The organism is Ruegeria sp. BK1, assembly GCF_056535645.1.
In genome coordinates this window covers 3,096,143-3,122,500 of sequence record NZ_JBQFIS010000001.1, presented here as the reverse complement: position 1 = coordinate 3,122,500, position 26,358 = coordinate 3,096,143, and the positions used below count along the sequence as shown (strand labels likewise).

Genomic DNA, 26,358 nt, shown 5'->3' with positions numbered 1-26,358 from the left:
CATCACGTAATGCAGCCCGCCCAAAATCGCAGCTGGATAGACCAGACGTTGTAGAACGCGCCAGCGTGGACCCAAACGGCGCACCGACAGATTATTTGAAGTCACAGCCAGGGGCAGCAGCAGAAGAAATCCGGCCATGCCCACCGTGATATAGGGACGTTTGAGGATGTCGGCCCAGATCTGGCTCGGCAGTTGCACATCCAAAACCAACCATACCAACAGATGCAGACTAACATAGACGAAGGTCAGCACCCCCAAAGCGCGACGGAACTTCGTCAGGTTCAGTCCCGAAAACCGCCGCAACGGGGACACCGCAAGCACGACAATCAACAGCTGTAACGCCAACTCGCCATAGCGATGTTCCAGCGCCTCAATCGGATCAATACCCAGCCCTCCGGTCAAACCCTGATAGAACAGCCACGGTGCCGGGATCAGGCCCAGCAGGTAGACAGCCCAAACAGGCACTCGGCGGAGTATCTGGTTCACGGTCTGCATGCGCCTAATAGTATTCCGACAGATCCATGCCTTCGTAAAGACCGGCGACTTCGGCCTCGTAGCCGTTGAACATCAGTGTCGGAATACGTTTCGAGAACAGCCCGCCCCCGATGGTACGTTCCGACGCCTGAGACCAGCGCGGGTGATCCACATTCGGGTTCACATTACTATAGAAGCCATATTCGCGCGGATTGGCCATGTTCCAGCTTGTCGGAGGCTCAACGTCCGTCAGGGTAATCCGAACAATCGACTTGATCGACTTGAAGCCATATTTCCAAGGCACGACGAGTCGAAGAGGTGCGCCGTTTTGGTTCGGAATTGGACGATCATAGATGCCTGTCGCCATGATCGTAAGCGGGTGGATCGCCTCATCCAATCGCAATCCTTCGCGATAGGGCCAATCGAGCACCGGGTATTGCACGCCGGGCATCTCATCAGGACGGTATGCGGTTTCGAAGGCAACAAACTTGGCTCCTTCCTGCACTCCGGCCATGTTCAGCAGATCGGCCAGCTCAAACCCGTTCCAGGGCACCACCATTGACCAGGCCTCGACGCAGCGAAAACGATAGATGCGTTCTTCGACCGTCATCTCAGACATGATATCCTTGAAATCATATTCGCCGGGACGGTCGACCAATCCATCGATCTGCACGCTCCAGGGTTCCGTTACCAGCGTGTGGGCGTATTTCGCAGGATCATCCTTGCGCGTACCGAACTCATAATAGTTGTTGTAAGACGTGATCTCTTCCCAGGTGTTGGGCACCAGATCCTCGGCCGCCTCTTCGGCCGCACCTTTCTGCGCCATCCCTGCCAAGCCGACACCTGCAAGCCCGGCCATCACCTGCCGCCGGTTCATAAACGCCGCCCGAGGGGTAACGTCTGCACGTGTCAAATTATTGGTCCAGCGATGCGCCATCTGCGTCTCCGTGATCGTTCTGTATTAGAGTCCAATTAGTGCGCTCATAGCACAGGACCAAGGCAACATGCGTCACGATTGGGAGAAGAGGCTGTAACGTATCCGCCACTCGGGAAACTCATATTGAGAGATAACGGTACAGATTCGCGCGATTTCGAGCGTTTTGACCAATAAGACCTAGCGTCAAGGTTGATATTCCCGCTAGCCAATGCCCAATCCGGAAGCGTAAGTTTTCTAAGGGCGCGAAGGGACAGAGTAGGCTGCCGTATATGGCTGGCATCGCAGTTGGCGCCAAGGGAAACGACGAGAATACGATCGGAAAGGACGAGACATGAAAACGAAAATGCTTGCGGGCTTGTCGCTGGTGCTGTTCATCGCCGCCTGCGCTGAGAATGAAACATATCCCATCAGCGGCTGCGATTCGAATGAAACATTCCCCGTAACCTGCGAGGAAATCGGCGACGACACTGGCCTGGACGAAAGCAACGCTCAGGATCTGAACGCCCTTCCGTCGGGCACCTGATCACGCATGATCTAAAAACCGAACACGTCGATATTCGCACAATAACCCGCCATTCATCGGCGGGTTATTCGTTTTCAGCCCATCAGTTTTTCCCAAAATATCATTTTAATTCAATAATATGAATTTTAAACATAACAGATTAAGCCTTTACAGGCCATTTCCCAGCCTTGCACTCTGATTGCCGGGTACGCTGAAAATTCGAATGATCAGCCCCGGATCTAACGCTGGACAGGGAGAAGACGAATATGTGTGACATCTGTGTAATGAATGCGGTCAAGGACCGAATGCTTTCACGGCGCAGTTTCTTCAAGGCCGCCGCTGCGTCGGGTGTGGCCGTTGCCGCCGGAGGGGTCACCGCACCCGCCGCTATGGCCTCAGGGCATGGCAAGGTCGAGGATATGACCCACACGATCAGCCCGGATTTCCCGACCTATTTCGGAGAGCCGGGCTATTCCGCCGAACAAATCTACAACTTCGGCGAACACGGCTTCAATCTTCAGCGGATCACAGTGAACGAACATACCGGCACCCATGTCGATGCGCCACTGCATTTCTCGGCGGATGGGGCGTCGGTGGATGAAATTCCGGTCTCTGACCTGATCGCCCCACTATGTGTGGTCGATATTGCCGCCCGCGCGGCTGAGGACGCAGATACGCTGCTGACACCCGATGACCTAAAGGCATGGATGGCCAGTCACGGCGATATTCCGGACGGGGCCTGTTTGGCCCTGTATTCTGGCTGGGCCGCCAAGGTCGACAGCGACGCCTATCGCGGGTTTGACGGGCAGGCACAGCACTATCCCGGTTTCCACGTCGAGGCGGCACAGATGTTGATCGAGGAAACTGGTGCACGCTCAATCGCCTCGGACACGCTGTCACTGGACCACGGCCCCTCGGCAACCTTTGATACGCACTATGCGTGGTTATCCACCGGTCGTTTCGGGATCGAAAATATCGCCGGGCTGGACCGCATTCCGGCCTCTGGCGCAACGCTCGTCGTCGGCGCGCCGACACATGCGGGCGGAACCGGCGGACCCGCGCGCATTTTTGCGATGGTTTGACAAGTTCTGTCAAACGATAGCCAGTGGAAAGAGCTCTACGAAACAGAAAAACCCGCCGTGAAGGCGGGTTCTTCCTTTTGCCTCAGTGCACGACCGCGTCATTTGGCCTTGGGCGGTCCGAGGTGCCCAGGCGGTCGCCGATGATCAGGCCATCCGAACCTGCCGAGACAGGGACGGTTTCACCATCCTTGATTTCACCGGCCAGCAACGCCTCGGCCAGCGGGTTCTGAAGCGCGCGTTGGATCACGCGTTTCAGCGGACGCGCGCCAAAGACCGGGTCATAGCCTTCATCGGCCAACCATTGCTTGGCACCATCATCCAGCGCCAGCTCGATCTTGCGGGCGGCCAGTCGTTTCTGCAGACGTGCCATCTGGATATCGACGATGCCATCCATATCGGCCCGCTTGAGCCGGTCAAAGATGATGGTCTCATCCAGACGGTTGAGGAATTCGGGCCGGAAATGGGCTCGGACCGCATCCATCACATCCCGCCGCGCCTGCGCACTGTCGGCTCCTTCGGGCAACTGGCTAAGCGCCTGCGACCCAAGGTTCGACGTCAGGATGATCAGCGTCTGTTTAAAGTCCACGGTGCGGCCCTGACCATCGGTCAGCACACCATCATCGAGAACCTGCAACAGCACGTTGAACACATCCGGGTGCGCCTTTTCGACCTCGTCAAACAGCACGACCTGATAGGGCCTGCGCCGCACGGCCTCGGTCAGCACGCCACCTTCGTCATACCCTACATAGCCCGGAGGGGCACCGATCAGACGGGCGACCGCATGCTTCTCCATGAACTCGGACATGTCGATGCGCACCATCGCGTTGTCGTCGTCGAACAGAAAGTTCGCCACGGCCTTGGTCAGCTCGGTCTTACCCACACCGGTCGGGCCGAGGAACAGGAACGAACCCAAGGGGCGGTTCTCGTCATTCAGGCCAGCCCGCGCACGGCGCACGGCGTTGGCGACGGCGGTGACGGCGGCATCCTGACCGATCACGCGGGAATGCAGGTCGTCTTCCATCCGCAGCAGTTTCTCGCGCTCGCCTTCCAGCATCTTGGCTGTCGGGATACCGGTCCAGCGTTCAACGACCGAAGCGATTTGCTCGGGGCGCACTGTTTCTTCCGCCGTCATCGCGTTGCTTTCGCTGTTCTCAGCGTCGGCCAACTGATTTTCAAGCTGGGGAATAACGCCATAGGACAACTCACCCGCCTTGGCGAGGTTGCCTTCGCGCTTGGCAATCTCAAGATCAGCCCGGGCCTTGTCGAGCTGTTCTTTCAGATCACGCGCACCCGCGAGCTTATCACGCTCGGCCTGCCACTGGGCGGTCATCTCGGCGGATTTCTCCTGCAAATCGGCCAGATCCTTTTGCAAGGTTTCCAGACGATCCTTCGAGGCCGCATCATCTTCCAGTTTCAGCGCCTCTTCCTCGATCTGCATTTGCAGGATCTGGCGATCCAACTGGTCCAGTTCTTCGGGCTTCGAATCGACCTCCATACGCAGACGCGACGCGGCTTCATCGACAAGGTCGATCGCTTTGTCGGGCAGGAACCGATCGGTGATATAGCGATGCGACAGCGTCGCTGCCGACACCAGTGCCGAGTCCGATATGCGCACACCATGGTGCAGTTCGTACTTTTCCTTGATGCCGCGCAGGATGCTGATCGTGTCCTCGACCGTCGGCTCCTGTACCATCACGGGCTGGAACCGGCGTGCAAGGGCCGCGTCTTTTTCGACGTATTTGCGGTATTCATCCAGCGTTGTCGCGCCGATGCAATGCAGCTCACCACGTGCCAATGCAGGTTTGATCAGGTTTGCCGCATCCATCGCGCCGTCGGATTTACCAGCGCCGACCAGCGTGTGCATCTCATCAATGAACAAGATGATCTCACCCGCCGCTTCGGTCACTTCGGTCAGCACGGCCTTGAGGCGTTCTTCGAACTCACCACGGTACTTCGCACCGGCAATCAGCGCTCCCATGTCGAGCGCAAGCAGCTTCTTGTCCTTCAGCGATTCTGGCACGTCACCGTTAATGATGCGCAGGGCCATGCCCTCGGCGATCGCGGTTTTACCCACGCCGGGCTCACCGATCAGAACCGGGTTGTTCTTGGTTCGACGCGACAGAACCTGCATCGAGCGGCGGATTTCCTCATCCCGCCCAATGATCGGATCGATCTTGCCTTCGGCCGCAGCCTCGGTCAGATCGCGCGCATATTTCTTGAGTGCGTCATAGCCTTCTTCCGCCGACGCGGTATCGGCTGTGCGCCCCTTGCGGATATCGTTGATCGCCTCATTCAGTTTCTGCGCGGTCACGGCACCATCTTCCAAAGCCTCTTTAGCCTTGGATTTCACCATGCACAGCGCCATCAGAATGCGTTCGACAGGGACAAAACTGTCGCCCGCCTTGGTTGCAATCTTTTCGGCCTCGGCAAGAACCTTTGCGGTCTGGCCGTCCAGATAGACCTGACCTGTGTCGCCTTTGACCTTTGGAATGCGCGCCATCGAAGCGTCCAGCGCGTTCACCACACGGCTGGGCGCACCACCGGCCCGCGTGATCAGGTTGCTGGCCAGCCCCTGATCGTCATCCATCAATGCTTTCAGCAAATGTTCGGGCGTCAGACGCTGATGCTCTTCCCGCATCGCAATAGTCTGCGCCGCTTGCACGAAACCCCGTGCCCGCTCGGTGAACTTGTTCAAGTCCATTTTATTCTCCTTTTCCAAGCGCCCTGTTTTGATGCGCCCGCCTGGCGGCACGCGTCGGTTTTGGGCCTCACATTCAATCTGGGAAATATCTGTCCCGGTTCAAGAGGCGGAGGCGTATATTCGACCCCTATCTGCGCGGCACGGAATAGACCGCATAGCCCCCCGTTTCCGCCACCTGTCGCGCGCCGTACATGTCGACCAGAGACTGAGCCGCACTGCCGCCTTCGGGACAAGACACAAGGTCCGCCGCATCGTCCAGAAAGTCGACGGTAAAGGCCGTTTCACCCGTGATCTGACAATCGTCATCGGTCGAACGATACCCTCGCACCAGACGCAGGTTTTCGTTGGTGGGCGTTCTGACCACTGTATCGGCAGCCTCGGTTTCCAGCGGCATGTCCTGACATCCTGCCAGCACCAGAGCAAACGCGGTGGGCGCAAGTTGTTTCATTTGCAAATCCGTTCCTTCAATGTGCGAATAGTATAGCACAGCCTGAATGCGCTGCCGTGATCTGAATCACCTACCCATCCCACATGGACACAGACCCCCAAACCCGCTAGGACGCAGACGTTTGCCAAAAAACGGAGCACCCCCATGTCCGACGACCGCCTGATCGTAGCCCTAGATGTCCCGAACGCCCTGCAAGGTCTGGCCATGGCCGAGCGGTTGGGAGACAGCGTTTCCTTCTATAAGATCGGGCTTGGCATGCTAACGGGCGGCGGGTTGGCGCTGGCCAATGAGCTGAAACAGGATCACGGCAAGCGCATCTTTTTGGACATGAAGCTGTTCGACATCGGCAACACGGTCGAAAACGCGGTGCGTGGGTTGGCGCAGTTCGATCTGGATTTCCTCACAGTTCATGGCGATCCCCACGTGGTGCGCGCCGCGAAAGAGGGCGCCTCGGGCAAGGATCTGAAAATCCTGGCTGTAACCATCCTGACGTCGCTGAATCGCGACGATCTGGACGCCAGTTTGTTGAAGGCGGGCGATGTCCAGGAGCTGGTGGTGGAACGCGCAGCCAAGGCGCTTGAGGCCGGGGCAGATGGCGTCATCGCCAGCCCGCAAGAGGCTGCGCTGATCCGCGCCCTGCCTCAGGCCGAAGGTCGATTGATCGTCACCCCCGGCGTTCGTCCGGCAGGGGCTGCGCTTGGCGATCAGAAACGCGTTGCCACCCCAGCCAGTGCTATTGCAGATGGCGCAGACCACATCGTTGTGGGCCGCCCGATCTATCAGGCAGAGGACCCGAAAGCCGCCGCCCAAGCGGTTCTTGCCGAGTTAAATTCCTTGATACGGCACTAAACGCGGACGTTAGAAACCGCCAAAAACACCGGTTTCTGGCTGCCAAGCAGTTGACCTAACGTCACTTTTAATGAAAACCGCGCCAAATCGTCCCTGTGCCCGAAAACACACATGAAAACTGCCTGTTTTCCTTGTGTGAACTCGATCCTATCGAAACCTCTGTTTTTCAGCGAATCTGGTCTCGTGATACTCCCCGCGGACCGTCTCTTCCTGAGGTCCGTCACCTCCCCCCGCAACGCGCGGGGGGTCTTCTTTTCCACCAGATCGCACCTGGAATCCGGCCTTGGGCTTTTGCGTGGCGGTGGGGTTGGTATAGTCGCGCTCATGAACCGATCGCTTTGAAGGCGGGAAGACATCCATGCCCGGTCTTTGCCGAGATTGCCTGACCACAGTCATCGATGACAGGCGCTGCCCCGCGTGTGGCAGCCCGCGGATCAAGTCGCATCCAGAGCTGTTCGACCTGACAATTGCGCATATGGATTGCGACGCCTTCTATGCCTCGGTCGAAAAACGGGACAACCCAGAACTGGCCGATAAGCCGGTCATCATCGGTGGCGGTAAGCGCGGGGTTGTGTCCACGGCGTGCTATGTGGCCCGTATTCGCGGCGTGCGCTCGGCCATGCCCATGTTCAAGGCGCTGCAACTCTGCCCCGATGCGGTGGTGATCAAACCACGCATGTCCGTCTACGCTGAGGTTTCGCGCGATATCCGCAAGATGATGGATGAACTGACCCCGGTAGTTGAACCCCTGTCGCTGGACGAGGCCTTCATGGACCTCTCTGGCACCGAACGCCTGCACGGAGCGCCACCGGCAGTGATGCTGGCGCGTTTGGTCAAGCGCATGAAAGACGAGCTGGGCGTGACCGGGTCAATCGGGCTTTCGCACAACAAGTTTCTGGCCAAGGTAGCCTCGGATCTGGACAAGCCACGCGGGTTTTCAGTGATTGGCCGGGCTGAGACGGCAGAGTTTCTGTATGACAAACCAGTGCGCCTGATCTGGGGTATCGGCCCCGCCGCGCAGGAATCGCTGGACCGTGCCGGTATTCGCAGTTTCTCGGACCTGTTGCGCTGGGATCAGGAGGCGTTGACGGCCAGATTTGGCGCGATGGGCTATCGGCTGTGGCATCTGGCCCGCGGTCAGGACAAACGCCGCGTTTCGGCCCATGAACCGATGAAATCCATCAGCAATGAGACGACCTTTTTCGAAGACACCGCCAGCCTCGACATTCTGGACGGACATCTTTGGCGCATGTCGGAAAAGGTCGCCGACAGGGCCAAGGCCAAAGGGCTAGCCGGACGGGTCGTAACCCTTAAACTGAAACGAGCCAACCACAAGATCATCACGCGACGGGTATCCCTGCGGGACCCAACCCAGATTGCTGATCGTATATATCGCACGGCGCGCGCGCTGTTCGATCAGGTTGGGGAACAGGGGCCATATCGGTTGCTGGGCTGTGGTCTGTCGGATTTGTGCCCGGAACATCAAGCCGATATCTCGGGCGATCTGCTGGATCCTGGTGCCGCCCAAAGATCACAGGCCGAGCGTGCCACGGACGAAATTCGCCGCCGCTTCGGGACCGACGCTATCGTGAAAGGACGGGCGCTGCGCTGATCCTATTCGGCCGCCAGACGCAGGGGTTCTTCGCCGATCTGGACGACATCGCGGATGACCTGCCGCAACAGTGTGCGGAACTCGGCGAAATTGCCGTTAGGTTCGATCCGGTCCTCATCCATATATAGCGCGCGGTCGATCTCGATCTGAACCGCATGTTGGTTGCGCGCGGGGCGTCCATAGGTTTGGGTCACATAGGCCCCCGCAAACGGAGCGTTGCGCACGACCGTCAGGCCGGCGGCGACAAAGGCCGCTTCGATCCGGTCAACCACCTCGGTTGAGGCTGACGCACCAAACCGGTCGCCAAGCACAACTTGCGGCCGTTTGGCTTTGGGGCCACTGGCCATGGCAACCGCCTCGTGCGGCATCGAGTGGCAATCAATCAAAACCGCCTGCCCGAACTTGGCATGCGATTCGGCCAAAAGTGATTTCAGGCGGGCGTGATAGGGACGCCAGCACGTGTCGATCCGCAGCCGCGCCTCGTCCATCGTCAGCTTGCCACGGTAAATCGCGCGCCCATTTGCCACTACGCGGGGAATCACGCCCAGGCCCGAGGCAACACGCGGATTGTGCCCTTGCCGCCGCGCACCTTGGATCAGCGCAGGATCCAGTTCCTCTGAACTGCGGTTGAGGTCCAGATACGCCCTTGGTTTCGTGGCCGATATCAGCGGTGCCCCGAAATCTGCCACCGGCGAGAACAGCTGATCGACAAACGCATCTTCCGAGGACCGAATCGCATTGCGGTTCAAAACCGTGCGTTTCAGCAGGCTTTCGGGATAGTTCCGCCCGCTATGCGGAGACGAAAACACCACACAAGACGTGCGCTTGGCGGGCATATCCAGTACATAGGCGGCGTTCTGCATGGTGACTCCTTGTTCGGACTGAACATAGACCGGAAAATAGTTCAACCAAACCCCTTGAACCCCTTTGCGACTCCTTTTATAGACCCCGCTACCGGCGCGGGGATCCGCGCCCCATTTCGTTATGGGGCAGGGCACGCAAAGGGAAAGTGGGCGGTTAGCTCAGCGGTAGAGCACTTCGTTGACATCGAAGGGGTCACAAGTTCGATCCTTGTACCGCCCACCATGATTTCACTGTTCCGGTTTTCCGGGACACCCGCTAACCTAGGCGCTGGCCACGTCCTTGATGAAGGCGCCGCAGATTGGAGACAGACCCATGAAGGTCAAGAACTCGCTCCGCTCGCTCAAGAACCGGCACCGCGATTGCCGGGTTGTGCGTCGCAAAGGCCGCGTCTACGTGATCAACAAGACGCAGCGCAAGTTCAAAGCTCGCCAGGGCTAAGAACGGCACGAACCGATTTAAAAAACCGCGCCTCTGGGTGCGGTTTTTTTGTTGGCGCGTGAAAACTCGGAAATTGGTAATTTTGCTCAATTCCCGTCCGCGCGTGCTGAAACACCAAACGCCGCGACACCGCATCTCTGCGATCCCTTTGATACAGCTTTATTTTTCGTGGGTTCTCTCACACCCCGCGGGCCGCTCTATTGATGTATTGGGGTGTTTTTGTTTCAGATGCTCACATTCCCTCGACGCGATGTGAATTGGCAGCGCCCACTTAGTCTGCGCAGCATCTTGCAGTCGTTGAACGAGATAGGAAATTCGCCATGACAATCAAACGCCGCCAATTCGTGAAACTGGGGCTGGCTTCGGCTACCGCAGTCGCACTGGGAACGCCGTCTGCATTCGCCGGGGATAAGGAACGCACCGGCAGCCTCTCCGGTCGCAGCGGCTATAAGGTGAAGGGAACAGTTTCCGTATCCGGCGACACCGTCACCCTCAAGAGCGATTATGTGTTCGACCCCAACAAGAACCCGCCGGATATCAAGATCGGCTTCGGCAATGGTGAGAAATACGCAAAGGGTTCGAAGATCCACGACAAACTGACCGTGAAAAAGGGCGAAGCATCGTTCAAGATCCCGGCTGGAATCGACGTTTCGAAATACAACGAACTTTACATCTACTGCGAAAAGTTCACTGTGATTCTGGCAGTTGCACCGCTCAGCTAAGCCACGTACACGCTTTTTTTCGAGATCCGCCTGCACATGTGGGCGGATTTCTTTTTGCCCAAGTCACCGAGGGTAGACGTGTATAGTCAGGATTCGTTCTTTGATTTATCGACAAGGGGACAGGTGGGGCTTGCGTTGCTCAGCCTCATTCTGTTTGTCCTGATGGTGTATCTGACCCGGCGTGGTTTGTATCGATTTCCTTTTTGGGCAAGGATGTCCGGGGCTCTGATCCTCTTTTGGCTGTTCGTATGGGTTTCGCCGCAAATCTACTACATGTATTACCGCATGATCATTCCGGACTTGCCCTTTCAATGGGTCATCTGGCCACTACGAGACCCGGTTAAACCGCTGCAGATGCTGCTCTTCTCGTATCAGAGCAACCTCAGCGCGCATGGCCAGGGAATCCTCGGTTGGGCAATCATTCTGGCAGCTACCCTTCCGCGCTCGCGATCCATCTAAAGGGTTGTGGAAATAGAAACCGGCCCCCGCCCGAAACACTACACTCAATAATCAGAATCAGGCCGCACTTTGCCAGCGACCATTTGACCAACTAATTTTGTCGGAATTCCTTGCATCCCAGTCAGAATCGTTTAATTGACCAAATCAGTCGGGTTATCACCCGCCACGACATTTAAAGTTGGGACATATGATGCTGAAATCCTCTACCTGTATCGCCGTCGCGCTGACGGCCCTGATTGCCACCTCTGCTGCTGCCGAGGGAGAGCTGAACCTTTATTCTTCGCGCCACTACGACACGGACGAACGCCTCTATTCCGATTTTGAAGAGGCCACAGGCATCACAATCAACCGCATCGAAGGCAAGGCCGACGAATTGATTGCACGTATGGAAGCAGAAGGCGCGAACTCTCCCGCCGATATCCTGCTGACCGTTGACACTTCGCGTCTAGCGCGCGCCAAGAATGCAGGCATCCTGCAAGCCATCGACAGCGCGGTTCTGGAAGATCGCATCCCGGCCAACCTGCAAGACGAAGACAATCAGTGGTACGGTTTCTCGCAGCGCGCGCGGATCATTTTCTTTGATAAGGCCGACGTGGCAACCCCGCCCGCCAGCTATCTGGATCTGGCCAAACCCGAATACAAAGGTCTGATCTGCATCCGGTCGTCCAGCAACACCTATAACCAGACTCTGCTGGCCTCGATCATCACCAACCACGGTGCCGGGGCTGCCAAAACTTGGGCCGAAGGCGTTGTCGCCAACATGGCGCGTGACCCGCAGGGCGGAGACACTGACCAGCTGCGCGGGATCGTTTCGGGCGAGTGCGAAATTGCCGTTTCGAACTCGTACTACTTTGCTCGCGCGCTGCGTAAGGACGTGAAGGGCCTGAGCGCAGATATCGACATGATCGGCATTCAGTTCCCCGCACAAGACGCGGAAGGTGCTCATATGAATCTGTCGGGTGCAGGTGTTGCTGCCCATGCCCCAAACAAAGAGAACGCGGTGAAATTCCTGGAATACCTCGCCAGCGAACAGGCGCAGGTCTATTTCTCGAACGGCAATGATGAATTCCCCGCCGTCGAAGGCGTGGCGCTGGCCGATAATGTGGCCTCGCTGGGCGAGTTCAAAGCGGATGAGGTGAACCTGTCCGAGGTCGCCAAGAACATCCCCGAAGCACAGAAGATCTTCAACGAGGTTGGCTGGAAATAATCCTTCAATCCGGCGAGTGTGGGAAGAGCGCGGTTTTCCGCGCTCTTTTCTATTTACATAGCCGCATTTTAAACCGAATATCTCATAATCGGAAATGATTCTCATATTTGAAACATGCTGGATGACCTCTCAAACCGACTAGCCAACCGTCTGAACGAACTGCGCCGCACGCGGGGCTGGTCACTGGATCAGTTGGCGGATCACAGCGGTATCAGCCGCGCCACCCTGTCGCGAATGGAAAAAGGAGACGTCAGCCCGACGGCCGAAACGCTTGGTCGGTTATGCGCTGCTTACAGCTTACCGATGTCCCGACTGTTGATGATGGTCGAAGACAGTTTTGCCCCGCGTGTACCCTTTGAAAGGCAACCGGAATGGCACGACCCCGAGACCGGATTTACCCGCCGTTCAGTCTCACCCCCCGCCAACGGGTTGAGCGGTGAGGTCCTTGAGGGCCACCTGCCACCCGCAACGGTAATCAGCTATGACGCGCCGCCGAAACCAGGGCAGGAGCACCACCTGATCATGTTGGACGGCGCCTTGACCCTGACCGTCGATGACGTCGCACACGACCTGACGGGCGGGGACTGCCTGCGCTATCACTTGTCCGGCCCCACCCGGTTTGAAACGCCAAGCGCGCGCGGTGCACGATACCTACTGGTGCTGATATGATTGCCCGACTGACAGAACCAGACCTGGAAAGCGCGCTCGGCGACCTGACGGACATTCTGCACGCCTGTGTGCAGGACGGGGCCAGCGTCGGCTTTGTCTTACCCTTCCCCCCCGAACAGGCCCGAGCCTATTGGCATGACCACGTCTGGCCCGGCGTCGCGGTAAATACGCTGGACTTGTTCGTCGCGCGGCAGGACGGGCGCATCCTGGGAACGGTACAAATGGCCCCTGCTTTGATGCCAAACCAGCCTCATCGCGCAGACGTGGCCAAATTGCTTGTACATCCCGATGCCCGTCGGCGTGGGCTGGGTCGGGCGTTGATGATCGCGCTGGAGCAGCGTGCCGCGCAGATCGGGCGGACGATGCTGGTTCTGGATACGCGCAGCTCAGATCCCTCGCGCGTGTTGTATCAAAGCCTCGGCTTTCAGATCGCGGGCGAAATTCCGAACTATTGCCGCAACCCGTTCGAGGATCGGCTGGAGCCCACGACCTACATGTTCAAGGATCTGTCCTAAGCGTTGGTCTTGCGGACATTCGCCGCAAAGCAGTAGCCGATCCCGTGCACGGTCTTGATATAGGTCGGCGCAGCGGGATCGGGTTCGATCTTTTTGCGCAGACGCATGACGTGGACGTCGATGGTCCGGTCGCCGACAACGGTTTCACGTCCGCGCGCCTTGTCCAGCAACTGGTCGCGGGAAAACACCATATGCGGGTTCGAGACAAAAGCGTGCAGCACGTCGAACTCGGTTGTCGTCAGGTCCGCCGCAGCGCCGTCGCTGCCTGCGGTCAGGGTCCGTTCGTTCACGTTCAGCACCCAATCCCCGAACGTGATCAAGGGCGCATCCGCGCCATTGGCGGGTTTTTCGTCGGGCTTTGCCCGGCGCAGAACGGTGCGGATACGGGCCAGAACCTCGCGTGCCTCGAAGGGTTTGGTAATATAGTCGTCGGCCCCGAATTCCAGCCCGACCACGCGGTCGAAAATCTCATCCCGGCCCGAGAGGACAATGATGGGGATGTTGGAATTCACCCGCAACTCGCGCGTGATGTCAAAACCGTTGCGTCCGGGCAGGCCGATATCCAGCAGGATCAGATCGACGCTGGACTTGGTCAGAACCGCATCCATCGCATCGCCATCCGCGGCGCACGTGACCTGACATCCCTGCTTCTCAAGGTAGCGTTGCAGGAATGACCTGATCTGCGGGTCGTCGTCGACCACAAGGATATGTTCTTGAACCATATATCCAGTCCGGTGCAGGCGAGTTGCGCTTGCGCGCCAATGTTTTAGTCACAGCGTTCCACCACAAGCAAGCCAGCAGTGGCAGAACGTCGGCATATGGCGATTGGAACTAGAACCTCAGGAAGGTAAGTCCATGCCCTTCCGACAATTCCTCTGTCTCGGCAGGGATCACGGCCAGACCATCCGCCAGCGCCAACAGCGCCACCCGGCCACTGTAGGACGGCGCCATCAGCCGCAGGCGTGGCGTGCCGTCGGGCGTCCGGCCCTCGATGGTGACAGGGCGGTATTCCTGACGTCCGGCACGCCGGCGCAGCGGTTCGGCCAGAACGGCCTGCTGGGGTGTTTGCGAGGCATGGTGCAGTCCGGCACGGCGGGCCATCATTTGCGATCCGATGATCTGCCATGTCACATAAGCCGAAACCGGATTACCCGGCAGACCCACATAAAGCGCGTTCCCGCGCCGCCCGAACATGATCGGTTTCCCCGGCTTCATCGCCACTTTCATCACATCGACCTGACCGCCGATTTCCCCGAACACACGGGGCATGTGATCTTCGTCACCGACCGAGACGCCACCCGTGGTGATGATCAGATCGGCACTGTCGCAGGCCTCGCGCAGCACTTGTTCAAGCTTGGCAGGATTGTCCTCGACCGGGCCCTTGTCAGTCAATGCGATCCAAGGTTTGTCCAACAGCGCCCGCAGCATATAGCGGTTTGAATTGTAAATCTGCCCCGGTCCCAACGTCTCGCCGGGTTGTTTCAATTCGCTACCGGTGGAAAAGATTGCGACTTTCAGCTTGCGATAAACCGTAACCTCTCCATATCCGGCCGAGGCCAGCGCGGCGACCTCGCGCGCGGTGATCTCACAGCCGCGGCGAAGGATAGGCGCGTCCGCTTTCAGGTCTTCACCCGCGCGGCGGATATGCTGGCCCGGCTTGGGTCGGCGGGAAAAGCGGATACCGTCGATCAGAGCGTCGCAATCTTCCTGCATCACCACGGCGTCGAAATCCGGCGGAACCGGCGCACCAGTGAATATCCGCAGGGCGCTGCCCGCAGGCGCGTCGTGCGCGCCGCTGTCTCCTGCCGCGATTCGCCCAGCAAGCGGCAGCTCGAACAACGGGCCGTTGCCCAGATCACATGTCCGCACTGCGTAGCCATCCATGGCCGAATTGTCGAAGGCGGGCATATCCACCTTGCTGGTACAATCTTGCGCCAGAACGCGCCCAATGGCGTCGATCAGCGGCAGGGTTTCGGTATCCGTCAGTGGATCGGCCACCGACAGACCACGCCGCAGCGCATCCTCAACAGTCAGGTACATATGGGCGTGGCGGTCGCAGGCACATCCATCAGCCATTTTGAGCCTCCATTTCAGCAAAAAGTTCTTCGAAACCTGCCCGTTCGGCCTCGCCCAGCTCGGACAGATGGGCCTTGGCCTCCTCAAGGTTCGCGTCGGGGTCGCCGACCACCAGCAGCATGACCATTCCGTGACGGCCATGCACGCGGCAGCGGATGCCGTGGACGCCTTCTTTGTCGAAGGTCAGGTCCAATTCGGGTTTTCCCCGGATCTCGAACGCGCGGGCACCCACAGGGATCATGCGAAGGATTGACGTGACCGTGTGACGCCCTGTCGATCCTTTGAACCGCACCGTCGCGCCCGCTTGGACATGCAGCAGCTTGGGTTCAAACCTAAACGCATGGGCCGGGGTATCGGCATTCGGGTCGATGATCTGGTGGACCACAGCGATTTCGGGGATATCCTCGGCCCAAGCAGGCGCAACAGCCAGTGCGCCTGCCAATATCGCTGCACCTAGTTTCAGCGATGATGTCATCTGTCCCTCCGGGCCTTTCAGGCCGCCTGTGAGGGTTCTCCCAGCAGGTCAGCCAGCGCACTGATCATCACCGGCCATTGCGCGCGGCGGTCTTCGTCGCGCAGCTCGGCCAGCAGTTCGCGGCCAATGGATACGATCGCAGGGGTGCTGTCCTTGACATAGGTCACAATCCGCTGCTCGGGGTTAGCCAACAGGAAGGGCACGATGGCCGCCCCCGCCTGATCGGGCGCGGTTTCCGACAAGAGCCGCATGGCCGCCTGCCGCACAGGGGCCGAGATATCATCCAGCAGGCTGCGCGCCACGTCTGGGGTGCCATCCCATCGGGTCAGGATATGCATCGCGTCGATGCGGAAAGCAGTATCGCCGGTTTTCACCATCGCACGCAGTTTGCCGCGCAAGCTATCCTGCGGTGGCAGATCAGCCTGTTGCAGCAGCTTCAGCGCCTGCTGGGACAGGGCGGAATCTGTGTGCGACAACCCCTTGGTGATCAAATCGACCAGCTGGTCTTGATCCAATTCCGCACCATGGCGAGCGACGGCCACGCCCAGCGCGGCAAACGCCTGCTGCGCGATCTCGGTTTCCGGGTCTTGGGCGATCTGGGCCAGCATGACCTGCATCCCTTTGACCTCGCCCAGCAGGCGGATGGCGGACATGCGGGTTTCGCGCTGCAACGCAACCGCATCGTCGTCCAGCGCCACGCGGCGGCGTTTGGGGTGGCGGGTCGCCTTGGCCAGCAACGCCTGTTCGCGGGGGGTGAGGGGTTGGACCTCATCCTCTTGCGCTTCCTGAGTCATCTCGGCGGCAATCGCGTCATGCCCCAGAATCGCTCCAAGGCTTGAGGTCGGGCCGTTCTCACCGCCTTCGGAGACGTCCAGACCGGCCTCTTCCAGCGCGGCGATGTCGGTTTGCGGGGTCTCTGCGGGTTCCTCGTCTGCGGCCACAGGCATCGGGGCCAGAGCAAAGGACAGCAGCAACTCGCGCCCTTGCTGCTGGTTCACATGTGGACGATCGGCATCCGTGACGATCATCGCCAGCGATGCCACCGCCTTGAGCCGCACCGACCGGAACGGAGACCGGCACGCACGTTGCAGCCATTCCGCCGCCTCACGCAGAGGCGAGGTCGCCAGCGCATCGACAATGGCCCATTGCAGGCGCTCGGCCTTGAGGTCATCAGCCTCGACCAAGAACAGCGCGTTCAGCCGATCCGCCACCAGTTCCGGGGCCAGCGCCGCCAGCAGGCCCAGTGCCTGTGCGGACACTTCGGGCTGTTGACCGGTGGCAAGGAAATCCAGCACCTGCCAGCGCAGATCGTCCTGATCGGGAATCGGCGAGGTGCGATCCAGCCGGTCGAGCAGCGCCAGCTGCACCTTGGCACCAGGATCACGCATCATGCGATCCAGCAGTTCGGGTTCCGAAAAGCCAGACTGGTTCAGCGCTGCTATGCGGATATCTTCGACCGCATCCGTCAGGGCCTGTTCGACCAGTTCCGGGTCGTTTGGCATCAGCGCCTCATAGGCGATCAGACGCACGGCCCCGTCCTTGTCGTTGGTGGCTTTGCGTAGGATCGCTTCGGCTTCGGCCCCGCCGATGGTGGCCAGAGTGCGCAGGGCACGGTGGCACAGGCGGCGGTTCGAGGATTGGGTGAACACGCCCAGCGTCGGCACGGAAGCCTCACCAATCCGGCCCAGCGCCTCGCAGGCCACATCGCCCAGTTCCTGCCCGTCTTCGTCCATCAGGGCCATGACGATTGGTTCGATCGCCGCCACATCGCCCATCCGGCCCAACGCTTTGATCGAGGCGATCTGGGTGTCCAGCCAATCGTCCCATTCGTCCTGGTGCAGCTCGTCCTCGTCCCATGTGATCTCCTCGCCGCGCCCGGCGACAAGGGTGCGTAGGTAAGGCGCGGCGTCTACGGATTTCAACTCGGCCAGAGCGGTGACGCAGGCCAGTTTGACCTCGCCACAGGGATCGTGGATCAGGTTTTCCAGCAGTTGCGGTGCTGCGTCCTGAACGCCCAGCGCGCCCAGTGCCTGGGCTGCGTCCTGGCGGACGTCTTCGTCATCGTCCAAAAGCGCCTCGACCAAGGCCGGGCTGTTGGCGGCGCCAATGGCACTCATGGCCTGAATTGCGCGCAGGCGGATCACGTCATAGTCGGATTTTGCGTAGTCCGAGAACAGGCTGGTGGCCTCATCTCGCAGGGCGGTATCGGAATGCATGTTCATATCGGGTCTGCCATGTTTTGCGTTGGGAGAGGTTGGGTGAAAGTGGAAGGCAGGTTTCCCAACCGATACCTGCCTTCCAGGTGGTCCCTTCTGCAGTGGGACCAGACCCGAGGGGCAGCATGGCGACCGCCCCCCGGAAACACGTCAGGCGATGTCGCGCGGTGCGAAGGACATCGTACGGAACGAGGTTTTGTAGGGGCTCGGCCCCAGTTTGCGCAGCTTGGCAACGCCCATCTTGTAGTTGTAGTTGCCGCTGATCCAGTCGACGATCCGGCCCTCAAGCGCGTTCGCAGGCTGCTGCATATGCAGGAAGTCCATGTAAACCACGCTTTTCTTGATGGCGGGCGTGACCATGGCCACGGCGGTTATCGCCGCCTTGGTCAATTCGATATGCCCGTTCTCCATCAGTTTCGAGAACTGGAAGTCGTCGCCTTCCACTCCCAGCAGCGTGGTCTTGTTGCCCGGAACGCGTTCCGAGTAGACCATCACGTAGTCGCCGCTTTCGATGCCGCGTTCAGCCGCATCATCGGGGTGAATCTCAACCCAGTTTTCCGGCCAGCGCTGCACGATATACGGGCGGCGGCGGTCGTCGAAACCGGACTGCCAGCGTTCGTTGATCCGACCAGAGGTCGCCCAAAGCTCGCCTTCTTCCTTGTTGGGTTTCAGCCATTCCCAATAGTCCGAGAACAGGCCCCAAGGCGATTTCTGGATGTTGCACTTGCCGGTCTGGCTGTTGAAATGCGTCAGCTTCTTGTTGAACACATCCGCACCAGCTGCACCGGTATCGGGCAGTTCGCGGGTTGTGTCGTGCAGACGCTTGGTTTCAATCAGCGTGACCCCATCGGTATCCAGCATGACCGGGCATTGCACCCCATCCGTTCCGAATTCACGGACCTTCTGGTGCAGGCCCTTACCTTCGGCCTTGGCCAGACGGAACACCGCGTGGAAGTCCTTGCGCGACCCGCGGGTAAAGCGCACGGCCTCTTCGGCAACCTCGTTCGAGTTCTGCCAGTCGAACCCGTCAAAGCCCATCCGCTGTGCCAGTTGCGCAATGATCCACCAGTCGGGTTTCGCCGCACCGGGCGCATCATAGAACTTCTGGTACAGACGCAGACGGCGTTCGCCATTGGCGCGCAAAAAGTCCTCTTCACCCCAGGTCGCTGCGGGGAACACGATGTCGGCATAGCGATTGCCGATCGGGTCCTGCAGATAGATGTCCTGGTTGATCACCACCATACCGCCGCTGTCGGCGCGGGCCTTCAGCGTATCGATCATCTCTTGCTTGTCGAAAGAGGCAATCTGGTGCGGGTTGCGGACGGTCAGCTCCTCGAACTTGTCGGCCAGTTGCTGGCTGCCGCACATGGACTGGATCCAGGTGGTGCCGATCACATGGGCCATACGGGTATGACCTGCGATCAGATACCGGTCGGTATCCATGGCGCGGCGACGACGACCGGGCAGTTTCTCGGGCGATTTGTTGCGCGGGTATTTCCCGCCCTTCACGCCACCCCGCTGGTGACCACCGGCCCGGCCAATGACCTGACCCGGACGACCGCCGCAGCCACAGATGATGCCCAGCGCGGAAATCGCCTGTGTGTTGCCGGTGTTATTGGACCAGTAGAACCCTTTCTCGATCATGACCGAGGTTTTGGGCCGTGTGCCATCCGCCTTGGGTTTGGCCAGCCATTCGGCGGCAGTATAGATTTTCTGCACGTCGATTTCGGCCATGGCGGCAGCGGTCTCGGGCGCGAACTCTTCCTGCGACAGCAGCCACTCTTTCCAGTCTTCAAAGCCTTTGGTCTGGAACTTGCCCCAGGTCGTACGCCACTGCCATGGCGTGTTGCGGGTGCCCTGACCGAAGCCCGAGGAGCTTTCCCACTTGTTGTTGACCCATTTCTTGATCCAGTCGCTGTCTTCCCAGCCATTTTCCACGATGACGCGGGCAATGGCGTTGACGACCAGTAGGTCGGTGCCGGGCAGAACGTCGATGTGCAGGCCGCCCATCTTGACCGCATGGGCCACACCGGCCGAGCTGCGCGGGATCAGATAGATCTCTTTCTGACCGTTCTGCATCCCCTTCATCATCCACTGGGTATAGAGGATGGTCTTGGTCTCATACGGGTCAGTACCGCAAACCAGAAGGGTTTCCGCATCGCGCCAGTCCTCGTAGGACGGGCCGAAGTTGTCAAACCCCGCATCCCGGAAACCGGGGGTCGAGGTCACGTCGGACGGCGTGTCGTGGAAGGTGAAGTTCGCGGTGTTGATATGGCGCAGCGCGTATTTCGAGATCGCATAGGTGTTCTCGATATACTGATAGCTGAAGGTTTTCACGCCATAGGCATTGGTGCCGTGCTTGGCGATGACGTGGTTGCCCACCTCGGCCGCCACATCCAACGCCAGATCCCACGGAACCGGCATCAAGGTGCCATAGATCCGCATCAGCGGCGTCTTCAGACGGTCACGTGTGGGCGTCTGCGGGTTATAGCATTTCTGCGCGATACACCCGCCCCGCAAGGAACTGTCGCCGTCGGTGTTGACGTATTGCGTGTCCTTGTCAGGGATGATCACCACGTGGTGCGGCTGACCTTTGTGCAGAACGATATTGTGCTGGTTCGGCGCGACCCATGCACCCAAGGGTGCAACAGGGAAATCCTCGCCAAAGGCGTTTTCGTCCGCTGTAGGCCCACCCGGCTTGGCCGTCACAGGCCAGCGGTAGACTTTGTAGCCACAGGCCACGATGCAGTAGTCGCAGGCGGTCGAGATGACCTCGGCGCCTTTGGGCGGCAGTGGGACGTTGGTTTCGGGTACGTAATACGGGGTTGCCATGTGAGTATCCCCTTCCCTTATGCAATCAGGTTGTCGTAGCGGCCGTAGATCAGGCCGAACATGCCGACGGCGTAGATGTCATCACCGTCCAGTTCCAAAAGGACCTGCGGCAGCGACTGATAGGCTTGCCCCGAAACGAGGATGCCGTGCCGTGTCACGTCATAGGTGGACAGGTGCAGCGGGCACGGGCCCAGCACCTTATGTTCAGGCTTGTAGCTGTCATACATCGACCCGCCCTGGTGGGTGCAGGTGAGGTTGAAGGCCACAACATCCTTTTGCGGACCGATGCCACCGCCACTTTCCACGCCGGTCTTGACCAGAATCGAGTCCGAGTAGTCGCCCTCGTCGGGGTAATAGAACTCGACCGGGACATCCTGTTCCAGCTCGGACAGTTTGCCGATCAACTTGCGCGGATAGGTGGATACCAATGCGGGCACCTGTTCTGCCTGACCGTGGCGAGTGGGCATGGCCACCATCACGGCAAAGGTTGTTGCGCCCGAGGCGAACAGGAACTGGCGGCGGTTCACGGTGCAGGCCTTCTTGGCCTCACCCGAACAGCTGCATCCGGTTGCGTTATGATCTTTCATGACGCTTACTCCTCTGCTGCCGCGGGAAGCGGCTGGTAATCCGGCAGATCAGGTTCTTCGACCAGAATCTCGTCACCGGACAGGGATTTCAGGAAGGCCACCAGGTCCGCCTTTTCCTGATCATTCAGGCCAAGCGGCTGGATCAGATCGGATTTGGTTGCTGCAAATTCATTCTCGCCGCCGCCCTGGTTGTAGAACTCGACCACATCCTCAAGCGTCTCCAACATGCCGTTATGCATGTAAGGTTCGGTATAGAGGGTGTAGCGCAACGATGGCGTACGGAACTTGCCCAGATCGGCCTTTTCCTTGGTGCGGAAATAGAAGCCGGGGTCGTCCTTGGTGTGGCGATAGAAATCCTCGGTCGAGCCTTTGGCATACAGCTCGTACCGGAAGGTCACTTGCGCCAGACCGTCATCTTCCCAGCCGCTATAGGGCGGAACGCCGGTGTTGTAGTATTTCTCATCCGACAGCAGCGCGCCGTTGTGGCATTCGGAACATTGCGCCTTGCCGGTGAACAACTCCAGCCCGCGTTTCTGTTCCTCGGTCAACGCTGCATCATCCCCACGCAAATAGTTGTCGAAGGGCGTGTCAGTCTGAACGATGGTGCGTTCAAACGCAGCGATGGCGCGCCACGCATTGCTGATGCGCGGCCATTGATCGCCGAAGACGTCGTTAAAGCGTTCGACATATTCGGGGACAAAGGCCAGACGCGCCTCCATCATGTCGGCCTCGCCATTGCCGGCAACGGCACCGCCTGCGGCGGATTTGGCCTGGCTTTCAAGGCTTTTGCTAGAACCTGCCCAGAACAGTTTGCCGTAATAGGCCGAGTTCACAACCGTCTGGCTGTTGCGCCAGTGGGTCGTGCCGGGATAGCCGAACGAGATTGGCGCTTCGACGTCCCAGCCCACATCGGGCAGGTGACAGGCCGAACACGGCGTTGTCTCGTTCCCGCCCAGACGGGGATCGAAGAACAGCATCTTGCCCAGTTCGATCTTGGCCTCGGTCTGCGGGTTGTCCAGCGGGATGGGCGGCTCGCCCAGCGCCACTAACGGCGCGTCCGGGTCGGGGTCTGCCCCGCCGATACCGGCCTCAATCTCCAAACTGTCCGCAGCCAACGCTTGCGAACCAAGGGCGGCGACCAAGGCAGCGGTGGCGATTGTGCCTGAAAGGTAAGACTTAAGGTCTTTCATGGGTCCACTCCTCAGTTTGTTGTTTCACGCCAGTTTTCGATCGGCGCATAATCCGTATCGATCTCTTCGGCGACGAATTCGGGCCCGGTCAGCGGCTCGCCGGACAGTGCCTTCAGGAAGGCCACCAGCTGCGCTTGTTCGGTCTCGGAAAGGTTCAACGGCTTGATGCGCGGATCCTTGTTTTCATCGTCACCGCCACCGGCGTTGTAGAAGGCCACCACATCTTCGAGCGTTTCCATCGTGCCGTTGTGCATATACGGCGCGGTATAGGTCAGCTCGCGCAGCGTGGGGGTCATGAAGGTGCCGAACGTGTCAGCGGTGTGTGTGCGGATATATGCTCCGGGGTCAGCACGCAGGTTCATGTAGTTCTCGACGCCGAGGAACTTCATCATGGTCACAAAGGTGATGTGCCGTGTCGGGTCCGCCCAGATGTCAGGGTTGTCGCCAACGCCGATATTGTGCGGCAGATCGTCAGTGAATCGCTCGCCCGAGTGGCACGAGCTACAGCCGCTGGCGTTGAACAGCTCATACCCCGCTTTGGCCTCGTCCGACATCTCGCCGGTGTCGAAGGGCGCACCGCGCGAGATCAGCGTTTTCAGATATTCCGGGATCGCGTTACGCACGCCACCGTTCGAAGGCTCACCAAATCCGGCGGCTTCGAACATCTCGACATAGACCGGGTCCTGCTTGATGCGTTCCTGCATAAGACGCATGTCCATGTTCATGGAATAGGTCTCGGTGATGCTTTCGCGGGTCACGTCATTCAGGTTGGTGCCTATCCGCCCGTCATGGAACCATGCCTCGCGCTTGGCGCTGTTGATCAGCGTTGGCACGTTGCGGAAATGCAGGTTGCCCGTATAGGCATCCGACAGGGCCTGCCCGTCGGTAAAACCGTTTTCCGGCTGGTGGCAACTGGAACAGGACAGCGCAGCGTCGCCGGACAGGCGCGGATCAAAGAAAAGTCGTTTGCCAAGGGCCGCCTTGGCTGGATCGAACTCTATGGCTTCTACCGGGCCCGGCTGGTCCGCCAGGGCCTGGTGAACCGGGAACGCAGCACTCATCGTCAGCAGCGAAACTGTCGACAGCGCCGAGAACCATGTTCTGGCTTTGGTTGTCATCTAAAAGCCCCTTTATCGCTATTCCGATCACTCGGTTTGGCCGAGGACCGGCACGGCGAACCTTAGAGGGCAGTTGTGTCGTACTGATTTGGACGCGATGAAAAGACGTGAAAAGATGTTAAGAAATGTAACAGGCGTCAGGGAACAAGAGATCGTACAATCCGCGCAAGACTCTGAACATCAAAGGGTTTTTGTACTCGTACCGTCGTATCGCCTTCAGCCGGGCTTTCTGCATCATCAAAATAACTGCTGACCAGAATCGTCGGAACATTCGGTCGAACAGCCCGTGCAGACGCGATGAGATCGGTCCCCATCAGCCCCGGCATCATCAAATCCGACACAATTACGTCATAGCTGTCCGGGGCCGCCCTAAAGGCATCCAGCGCGCGCATCGGCTCGGAATAGGCCTCGACCCGGTAGCCATAGCGCGTCAGCAACCGGCGCGTGACATAGAGGATGTTTTCGTCGTCATCGACCAGCAGGATGTGCTCATCCCCCGTGACGGCGCGCGCCTCTTCCTGTTGTTGCGCGCTTAGAACCGGCATCATCGGATAGAAGAGGCTGAACCGAGTTCCCTTGTCGGGTTCCGAATGCAATTCGACCCGACCGCGGCATTCCTCGACACTGTTGCGGACGATGGCCATGCCCAGACCAGTGCCCTTGCCCACAGGTTTGGTCGAGAAGAAGGGCTCGAATAGCTTGTCCTGTACTTCGGGCGTCATTCCCGGCCCGTCATCGGTTACGTCCAACCGGATTACGCCAATCGCATCGTCCGGCAGGTCGTCCAACGCAGTGTCTTCGGCTTGGCTGATGCGCAACACAACCTCGCCCGGGTGATCGCCGATCGCCTCGAACGCATTGTGGCACAGGTTCAGCAGGGTCTGGAAAAACAGTGTGCCGTCAAACTCCGCAAAGGCCTGATCTATATCGACGTCAAAGCGGGTCTCGATACTAGGTGGGGCGGCGACCTTGATCAGGTCCAGCGCCTCTTGCGTGGCTTTGACCATATCGCCGCGCTGAGGGTTGCGGGGCCGTTGGCGGGCAAAGGTTAGCATCTTGCGAACCAGCGCCTGCGCCCGACGTGCCGCGATGCGGATGTGATCGACCGAGGTCTGAATGTCCTCGTTGTCTTCGGCGTCCAGTTCGATCAGCTCGGCATTGCCGATCACGCTCATCAACACGTTGTTGAAATCATGCGCCACTGACCCGGCCAGAATGCCCACGGCCTCCATCTTCTGCACTTGCGCGAATTGCTCGCGCGTGCGGCGGGACTCGGTCATGTCCTCGCCGATACCGATATAGTGGGTGATGCTGCCATTCTGATCGACCAGCGGGAAAATCGCGGTCGAGACCCAGTAATGCGTCCCATCTTTGCGCAGGTTGCGAAACACACCATACCAGCTTTGACCGTTTCTCAGCTTGGCCTTCAGGTCGCCGTAAACCCCCTGCCCCGAATGTCCCGATTGCAGCATTTTGGGCGAATGGCCATAAACCTCTGACGGACCATAGCCGCTGAGTTCAAAGAACTTGCGGTTGGCATATTCGATCTTCAGATCAGTATCCGTGATGATGATCGAGGCCGGGCTTTGTTCGACCGCACGGGCCAGCTTTCGCTCGGCCAGCTCAACCTGTTCACGCAGCGCCAGTTCGGCCTTCAGACGACGGTTGGCGCGCAGGATGTTGGTGATCAGAAACGTCGTGAGGATGGCAATGAACCCGACCAGAACGATCAGCCCGATCAACAGGACCGAGAAGTTGCGCACCAGACGTTCGCCATCCGAAAAGGCACGCACCATACCGGACAAGCTTCTGTCACGCTCCTGCACCCACAGGGTTTCAAGCGTTGCCAGCGCTGCCAAAGCATCATTGTCATCGACACGGACCAAGGCGTCGATTTGTTCGGCGCTTAGACCGGCGGCAATGCCATCCTCAATCAGGGGAATATTGCCAGTATATTCCAGCGCCACGGCCTCAATCTGTTGAAGGGCCTCCAGTTCCGTCGGAGACGGGTTCGAGGCGCGATAGGCCGCAATCGTCCCGAGCAAACTTTGCGATTGCCGCCGCAGACGCGGCCCCAAGTCAGGGTCATGACGCAAGACGTAGTTCTTGAAATTGTGAATCAGGCCGCCATAGCCGAAATCCTCGCGGATATCTGAAATCCAATAACCACGCGGCGTGGTCTCGGCTGAGTATTCCTGCCACGCCACCCGCATTTCACCAATGCGCGCACCGGTCTCGCGTGACATGTAAAGAAACACAGACAGGATGATCACGAGCGCAAGGCCAATTGCAAAGGCCACCGCCAAGGGTCGCTTCAGAGACCCGCTTATCACGTCGGGACTGTCGCTCATGCCTGCACCCTTCCCAATTGGATCAACAGGAAAA

The 26,358-nt window shown here is 59.1% G+C and carries 24 protein-coding genes and 1 tRNA gene (1 of these 25 running past the window's edge); 11 read left to right on the top strand and 14 right to left on the bottom strand.

What is annotated here, in order from left to right:
• A protein-coding gene (gene msrQ / locus ACR3E7_RS15485) for a protein-methionine-sulfoxide reductase heme-binding subunit MsrQ (protein WP_170787493.1) crosses the window boundary here: on the bottom strand, positions 1-495 show its 5' portion. Its footprint begins 120 nt before the window's first position; only the first 495 of its 615 coding nucleotides appear in the window; the start codon lies at positions 493-495; its stop codon lies off the left edge, out of view.
• 4 nt (positions 496-499) lie between these two features.
• Positions 500-1,411, bottom strand: a complete 912-nt coding sequence (gene msrP / locus ACR3E7_RS15480) for a protein-methionine-sulfoxide reductase catalytic subunit MsrP (protein ID WP_480504079.1) — start codon at positions 1,409-1,411, stop codon at positions 500-502.
• Between the two features lie 331 nt (positions 1,412-1,742).
• Between msrP and ACR3E7_RS15475 the strand changes: the two genes are divergently transcribed.
• A complete protein-coding gene (locus ACR3E7_RS15475; protein ID WP_170775519.1) occupies positions 1,743-1,934 on the top strand; it encodes a hypothetical protein in 192 nt (63 codons plus the stop codon).
• 245 nt (positions 1,935-2,179) lie between these two features.
• Complete coding sequence (locus ACR3E7_RS15470; protein WP_480504080.1) at positions 2,180-2,995, top strand: cyclase family protein; 816 nt, start codon at positions 2,180-2,182, stop codon at positions 2,993-2,995.
• 82 nt (positions 2,996-3,077) lie between these two features.
• Here the strand turns inward: ACR3E7_RS15470 and clpB are convergent, their stop codons facing one another.
• Positions 3,078-5,696: an ATP-dependent chaperone ClpB gene (clpB, locus tag ACR3E7_RS15465; RefSeq protein WP_170790497.1), complete on the bottom strand. Its 2,619-nt coding sequence runs from the start codon at positions 5,694-5,696 to the stop codon at positions 3,078-3,080.
• Between the two features lie 127 nt (positions 5,697-5,823).
• Positions 5,824-6,144, bottom strand: a complete 321-nt coding sequence (locus ACR3E7_RS15460) for a hypothetical protein (RefSeq protein WP_170790496.1) — start codon at positions 6,142-6,144, stop codon at positions 5,824-5,826.
• Positions 6,145-6,288: 144 nt separating this feature from the next.
• Between ACR3E7_RS15460 and pyrF the strand changes: the two genes are divergently transcribed.
• Both pyrF and ACR3E7_RS15450 read left to right on the top strand, forming a co-directional pair.
• Complete coding sequence (gene pyrF, locus ACR3E7_RS15455; RefSeq protein WP_480504081.1) at positions 6,289-6,993, top strand: orotidine-5'-phosphate decarboxylase; 705 nt, start codon at positions 6,289-6,291, stop codon at positions 6,991-6,993.
• A gap of 358 nt (positions 6,994-7,351) precedes the next feature.
• Positions 7,352-8,605 carry a DNA polymerase IV gene (locus ACR3E7_RS15450; RefSeq protein ID WP_480504082.1) on the top strand — a complete coding sequence of 418 codons (1,254 nt, stop codon included), beginning with the start codon at positions 7,352-7,354 and terminating at the stop codon, positions 8,603-8,605.
• 2 nt (positions 8,606-8,607) lie between these two features.
• Here ACR3E7_RS15450 and ACR3E7_RS15445 read toward each other — a convergent pair whose 3' ends face one another.
• Positions 8,608-9,468, bottom strand: a complete 861-nt coding sequence (locus ACR3E7_RS15445) for an N-formylglutamate amidohydrolase (RefSeq protein WP_170787480.1) — start codon at positions 9,466-9,468, stop codon at positions 8,608-8,610.
• A gap of 148 nt (positions 9,469-9,616) precedes the next feature.
• Between ACR3E7_RS15445 and ACR3E7_RS15440 the strand changes: the two genes are divergently transcribed.
• The 7 genes from ACR3E7_RS15440 to ACR3E7_RS15410 all read left to right on the top strand — a co-directional run bounded on the left by ACR3E7_RS15440 (position 9,617) and on the right by ACR3E7_RS15410 (position 13,479).
• A tRNA-Val gene (locus tag ACR3E7_RS15440) sits at positions 9,617-9,691 on the top strand.
• Between the two features lie 90 nt (positions 9,692-9,781).
• On the top strand, positions 9,782-9,907 hold the full coding sequence (gene ykgO, locus ACR3E7_RS15435; protein WP_005648635.1) for a type B 50S ribosomal protein L36: 126 nt from the start codon (positions 9,782-9,784) through the stop codon (positions 9,905-9,907).
• A gap of 320 nt (positions 9,908-10,227) precedes the next feature.
• Positions 10,228-10,629 (top strand): DM13 domain-containing protein, encoded by a 402-nt coding sequence (locus tag ACR3E7_RS15430; protein ID WP_170775506.1) that lies wholly within the window; start codon positions 10,228-10,230, stop codon positions 10,627-10,629.
• A gap of 78 nt (positions 10,630-10,707) precedes the next feature.
• Positions 10,708-11,088, top strand: coding sequence for a hypothetical protein (locus tag ACR3E7_RS15425; protein WP_480504083.1), 381 nt, complete (start codon positions 10,708-10,710; stop codon positions 11,086-11,088).
• Between the two features lie 190 nt (positions 11,089-11,278).
• Positions 11,279-12,295, top strand: coding sequence for an extracellular solute-binding protein (locus ACR3E7_RS15420; protein ID WP_480504084.1), 1,017 nt, complete (start codon positions 11,279-11,281; stop codon positions 12,293-12,295).
• Positions 12,296-12,409: 114 nt separating this feature from the next.
• A complete protein-coding gene (locus ACR3E7_RS15415; RefSeq protein ID WP_480504085.1) occupies positions 12,410-12,964 on the top strand; it encodes a helix-turn-helix domain-containing protein in 555 nt (184 codons plus the stop codon).
• Positions 12,961-13,479 carry an N-acetyltransferase family protein gene (locus ACR3E7_RS15410; protein ID WP_480504087.1) on the top strand — a complete coding sequence of 173 codons (519 nt, stop codon included), beginning with the start codon at positions 12,961-12,963 and terminating at the stop codon, positions 13,477-13,479. Before ACR3E7_RS15415 ends, ACR3E7_RS15410 begins: the two co-directional genes overlap by 4 nt.
• On the opposite strand, the gene ACR3E7_RS15405 is transcribed toward ACR3E7_RS15410, so the two are convergent.
• From ACR3E7_RS15405 to ACR3E7_RS15365, 9 genes are all read right to left on the bottom strand, one after another.
• A complete protein-coding gene (locus ACR3E7_RS15405; RefSeq protein ID WP_480504089.1) occupies positions 13,476-14,201 on the bottom strand; it encodes a response regulator in 726 nt (241 codons plus the stop codon). The genes ACR3E7_RS15410 and ACR3E7_RS15405 overlap by 4 nt on opposite strands.
• Positions 14,202-14,310: 109 nt before the next feature.
• Positions 14,311-15,555, bottom strand: a complete 1,245-nt coding sequence (locus ACR3E7_RS15400; RefSeq protein ID WP_480504090.1) for a molybdopterin molybdotransferase MoeA — start codon at positions 15,553-15,555, stop codon at positions 14,311-14,313.
• Entirely contained in the window at positions 15,548-16,030 is a 483-nt protein-coding gene (locus ACR3E7_RS15395) for a cupredoxin domain-containing protein (RefSeq protein ID WP_480504091.1), read from the bottom strand. Before ACR3E7_RS15395 ends, ACR3E7_RS15400 begins: the two co-directional genes overlap by 8 nt.
• Positions 16,031-16,047: 17 nt before the next feature.
• Complete coding sequence (locus ACR3E7_RS15390; RefSeq protein ID WP_480504092.1) at positions 16,048-18,252, bottom strand: HEAT repeat domain-containing protein; 2,205 nt, start codon at positions 18,250-18,252, stop codon at positions 16,048-16,050.
• Positions 18,253-18,396: 144 nt separating this feature from the next.
• On the bottom strand, positions 18,397-21,078 hold the full coding sequence (locus tag ACR3E7_RS15385) for an arsenate reductase (azurin) large subunit (RefSeq protein ID WP_480504093.1): 2,682 nt from the start codon (positions 21,076-21,078) through the stop codon (positions 18,397-18,399).
• 17 nt (positions 21,079-21,095) lie between these two features.
• Positions 21,096-21,665 carry an arsenate reductase (azurin) small subunit gene (locus ACR3E7_RS15380; RefSeq protein ID WP_170724694.1) on the bottom strand — a complete coding sequence of 190 codons (570 nt, stop codon included), beginning with the start codon at positions 21,663-21,665 and terminating at the stop codon, positions 21,096-21,098.
• A gap of 5 nt (positions 21,666-21,670) precedes the next feature.
• Entirely contained in the window at positions 21,671-22,855 is a 1,185-nt protein-coding gene (locus tag ACR3E7_RS15375; RefSeq protein WP_480504094.1) for a cytochrome-c peroxidase, read from the bottom strand.
• An 11-nt stretch (positions 22,856-22,866) separates the two neighbouring features.
• The gene (locus ACR3E7_RS15370) at positions 22,867-23,973 is read right to left on the bottom strand and encodes a cytochrome-c peroxidase (RefSeq protein WP_237218041.1); all 1,107 of its coding nucleotides are present in this window, start codon (positions 23,971-23,973) and stop codon (positions 22,867-22,869) included.
• A gap of 137 nt (positions 23,974-24,110) precedes the next feature.
• Entirely contained in the window at positions 24,111-26,324 is a 2,214-nt protein-coding gene (locus tag ACR3E7_RS15365) for a hybrid sensor histidine kinase/response regulator (RefSeq protein ID WP_480504095.1), read from the bottom strand.
• Positions 26,325-26,358: the final 34 nt, after the last annotated feature.

Coding starts and splice junctions, on each gene's coding strand:
- ACR3E7_RS15470 (WP_480504080.1), top strand. CDS start 2,180: ATGTGTGACATCTGTGTAATGAATGCGGTCAAGGACCGAATGCTTTCA.
- ACR3E7_RS15410 (WP_480504087.1), top strand. CDS start 12,961: ATGATTGCCCGACTGACAGAACCAGACCTGGAAAGCGCGCTCGGCGAC.
- ACR3E7_RS15475 (WP_170775519.1), top strand. CDS start 1,743: ATGAAAACGAAAATGCTTGCGGGCTTGTCGCTGGTGCTGTTCATCGCC.
- ACR3E7_RS15365 (WP_480504095.1), bottom strand. CDS start 26,324: ATGAGCGACAGTCCCGACGTGATAAGCGGGTCTCTGAAGCGACCCTTG.
- pyrF (WP_480504081.1), top strand. CDS start 6,289: ATGTCCGACGACCGCCTGATCGTAGCCCTAGATGTCCCGAACGCCCTG.
- ACR3E7_RS15420 (WP_480504084.1), top strand. CDS start 11,279: ATGCTGAAATCCTCTACCTGTATCGCCGTCGCGCTGACGGCCCTGATT.
- ACR3E7_RS15460 (WP_170790496.1), bottom strand. CDS start 6,144: ATGAAACAACTTGCGCCCACCGCGTTTGCTCTGGTGCTGGCAGGATGT.
- ACR3E7_RS15415 (WP_480504085.1), top strand. CDS start 12,410: ATGCTGGATGACCTCTCAAACCGACTAGCCAACCGTCTGAACGAACTG.
- ACR3E7_RS15405 (WP_480504089.1), bottom strand. CDS start 14,201: ATGGTTCAAGAACATATCCTTGTGGTCGACGACGACCCGCAGATCAGG.
- ACR3E7_RS15385 (WP_480504093.1), bottom strand. CDS start 21,078: ATGGCAACCCCGTATTACGTACCCGAAACCAACGTCCCACTGCCGCCC.
- ACR3E7_RS15395 (WP_480504091.1), bottom strand. CDS start 16,030: ATGACATCATCGCTGAAACTAGGTGCAGCGATATTGGCAGGCGCACTG.
- ACR3E7_RS15375 (WP_480504094.1), bottom strand. CDS start 22,855: ATGAAAGACCTTAAGTCTTACCTTTCAGGCACAATCGCCACCGCTGCC.
- ACR3E7_RS15390 (WP_480504092.1), bottom strand. CDS start 18,252: ATGAACATGCATTCCGATACCGCCCTGCGAGATGAGGCCACCAGCCTG.
- ACR3E7_RS15380 (WP_170724694.1), bottom strand. CDS start 21,665: ATGAAAGATCATAACGCAACCGGATGCAGCTGTTCGGGTGAGGCCAAG.
- ACR3E7_RS15430 (WP_170775506.1), top strand. CDS start 10,228: ATGACAATCAAACGCCGCCAATTCGTGAAACTGGGGCTGGCTTCGGCT.
- msrP (WP_480504079.1), bottom strand. CDS start 1,411: ATGGCGCATCGCTGGACCAATAATTTGACACGTGCAGACGTTACCCCT.
- ACR3E7_RS15400 (WP_480504090.1), bottom strand. CDS start 15,555: ATGGCTGATGGATGTGCCTGCGACCGCCACGCCCATATGTACCTGACT.
- ACR3E7_RS15450 (WP_480504082.1), top strand. CDS start 7,352: ATGCCCGGTCTTTGCCGAGATTGCCTGACCACAGTCATCGATGACAGG.
- ykgO (WP_005648635.1), top strand. CDS start 9,782: ATGAAGGTCAAGAACTCGCTCCGCTCGCTCAAGAACCGGCACCGCGAT.
- ACR3E7_RS15445 (WP_170787480.1), bottom strand. CDS start 9,468: ATGCAGAACGCCGCCTATGTACTGGATATGCCCGCCAAGCGCACGTCT.
- ACR3E7_RS15370 (WP_237218041.1), bottom strand. CDS start 23,973: ATGACAACCAAAGCCAGAACATGGTTCTCGGCGCTGTCGACAGTTTCG.
- clpB (WP_170790497.1), bottom strand. CDS start 5,696: ATGGACTTGAACAAGTTCACCGAGCGGGCACGGGGTTTCGTGCAAGCG.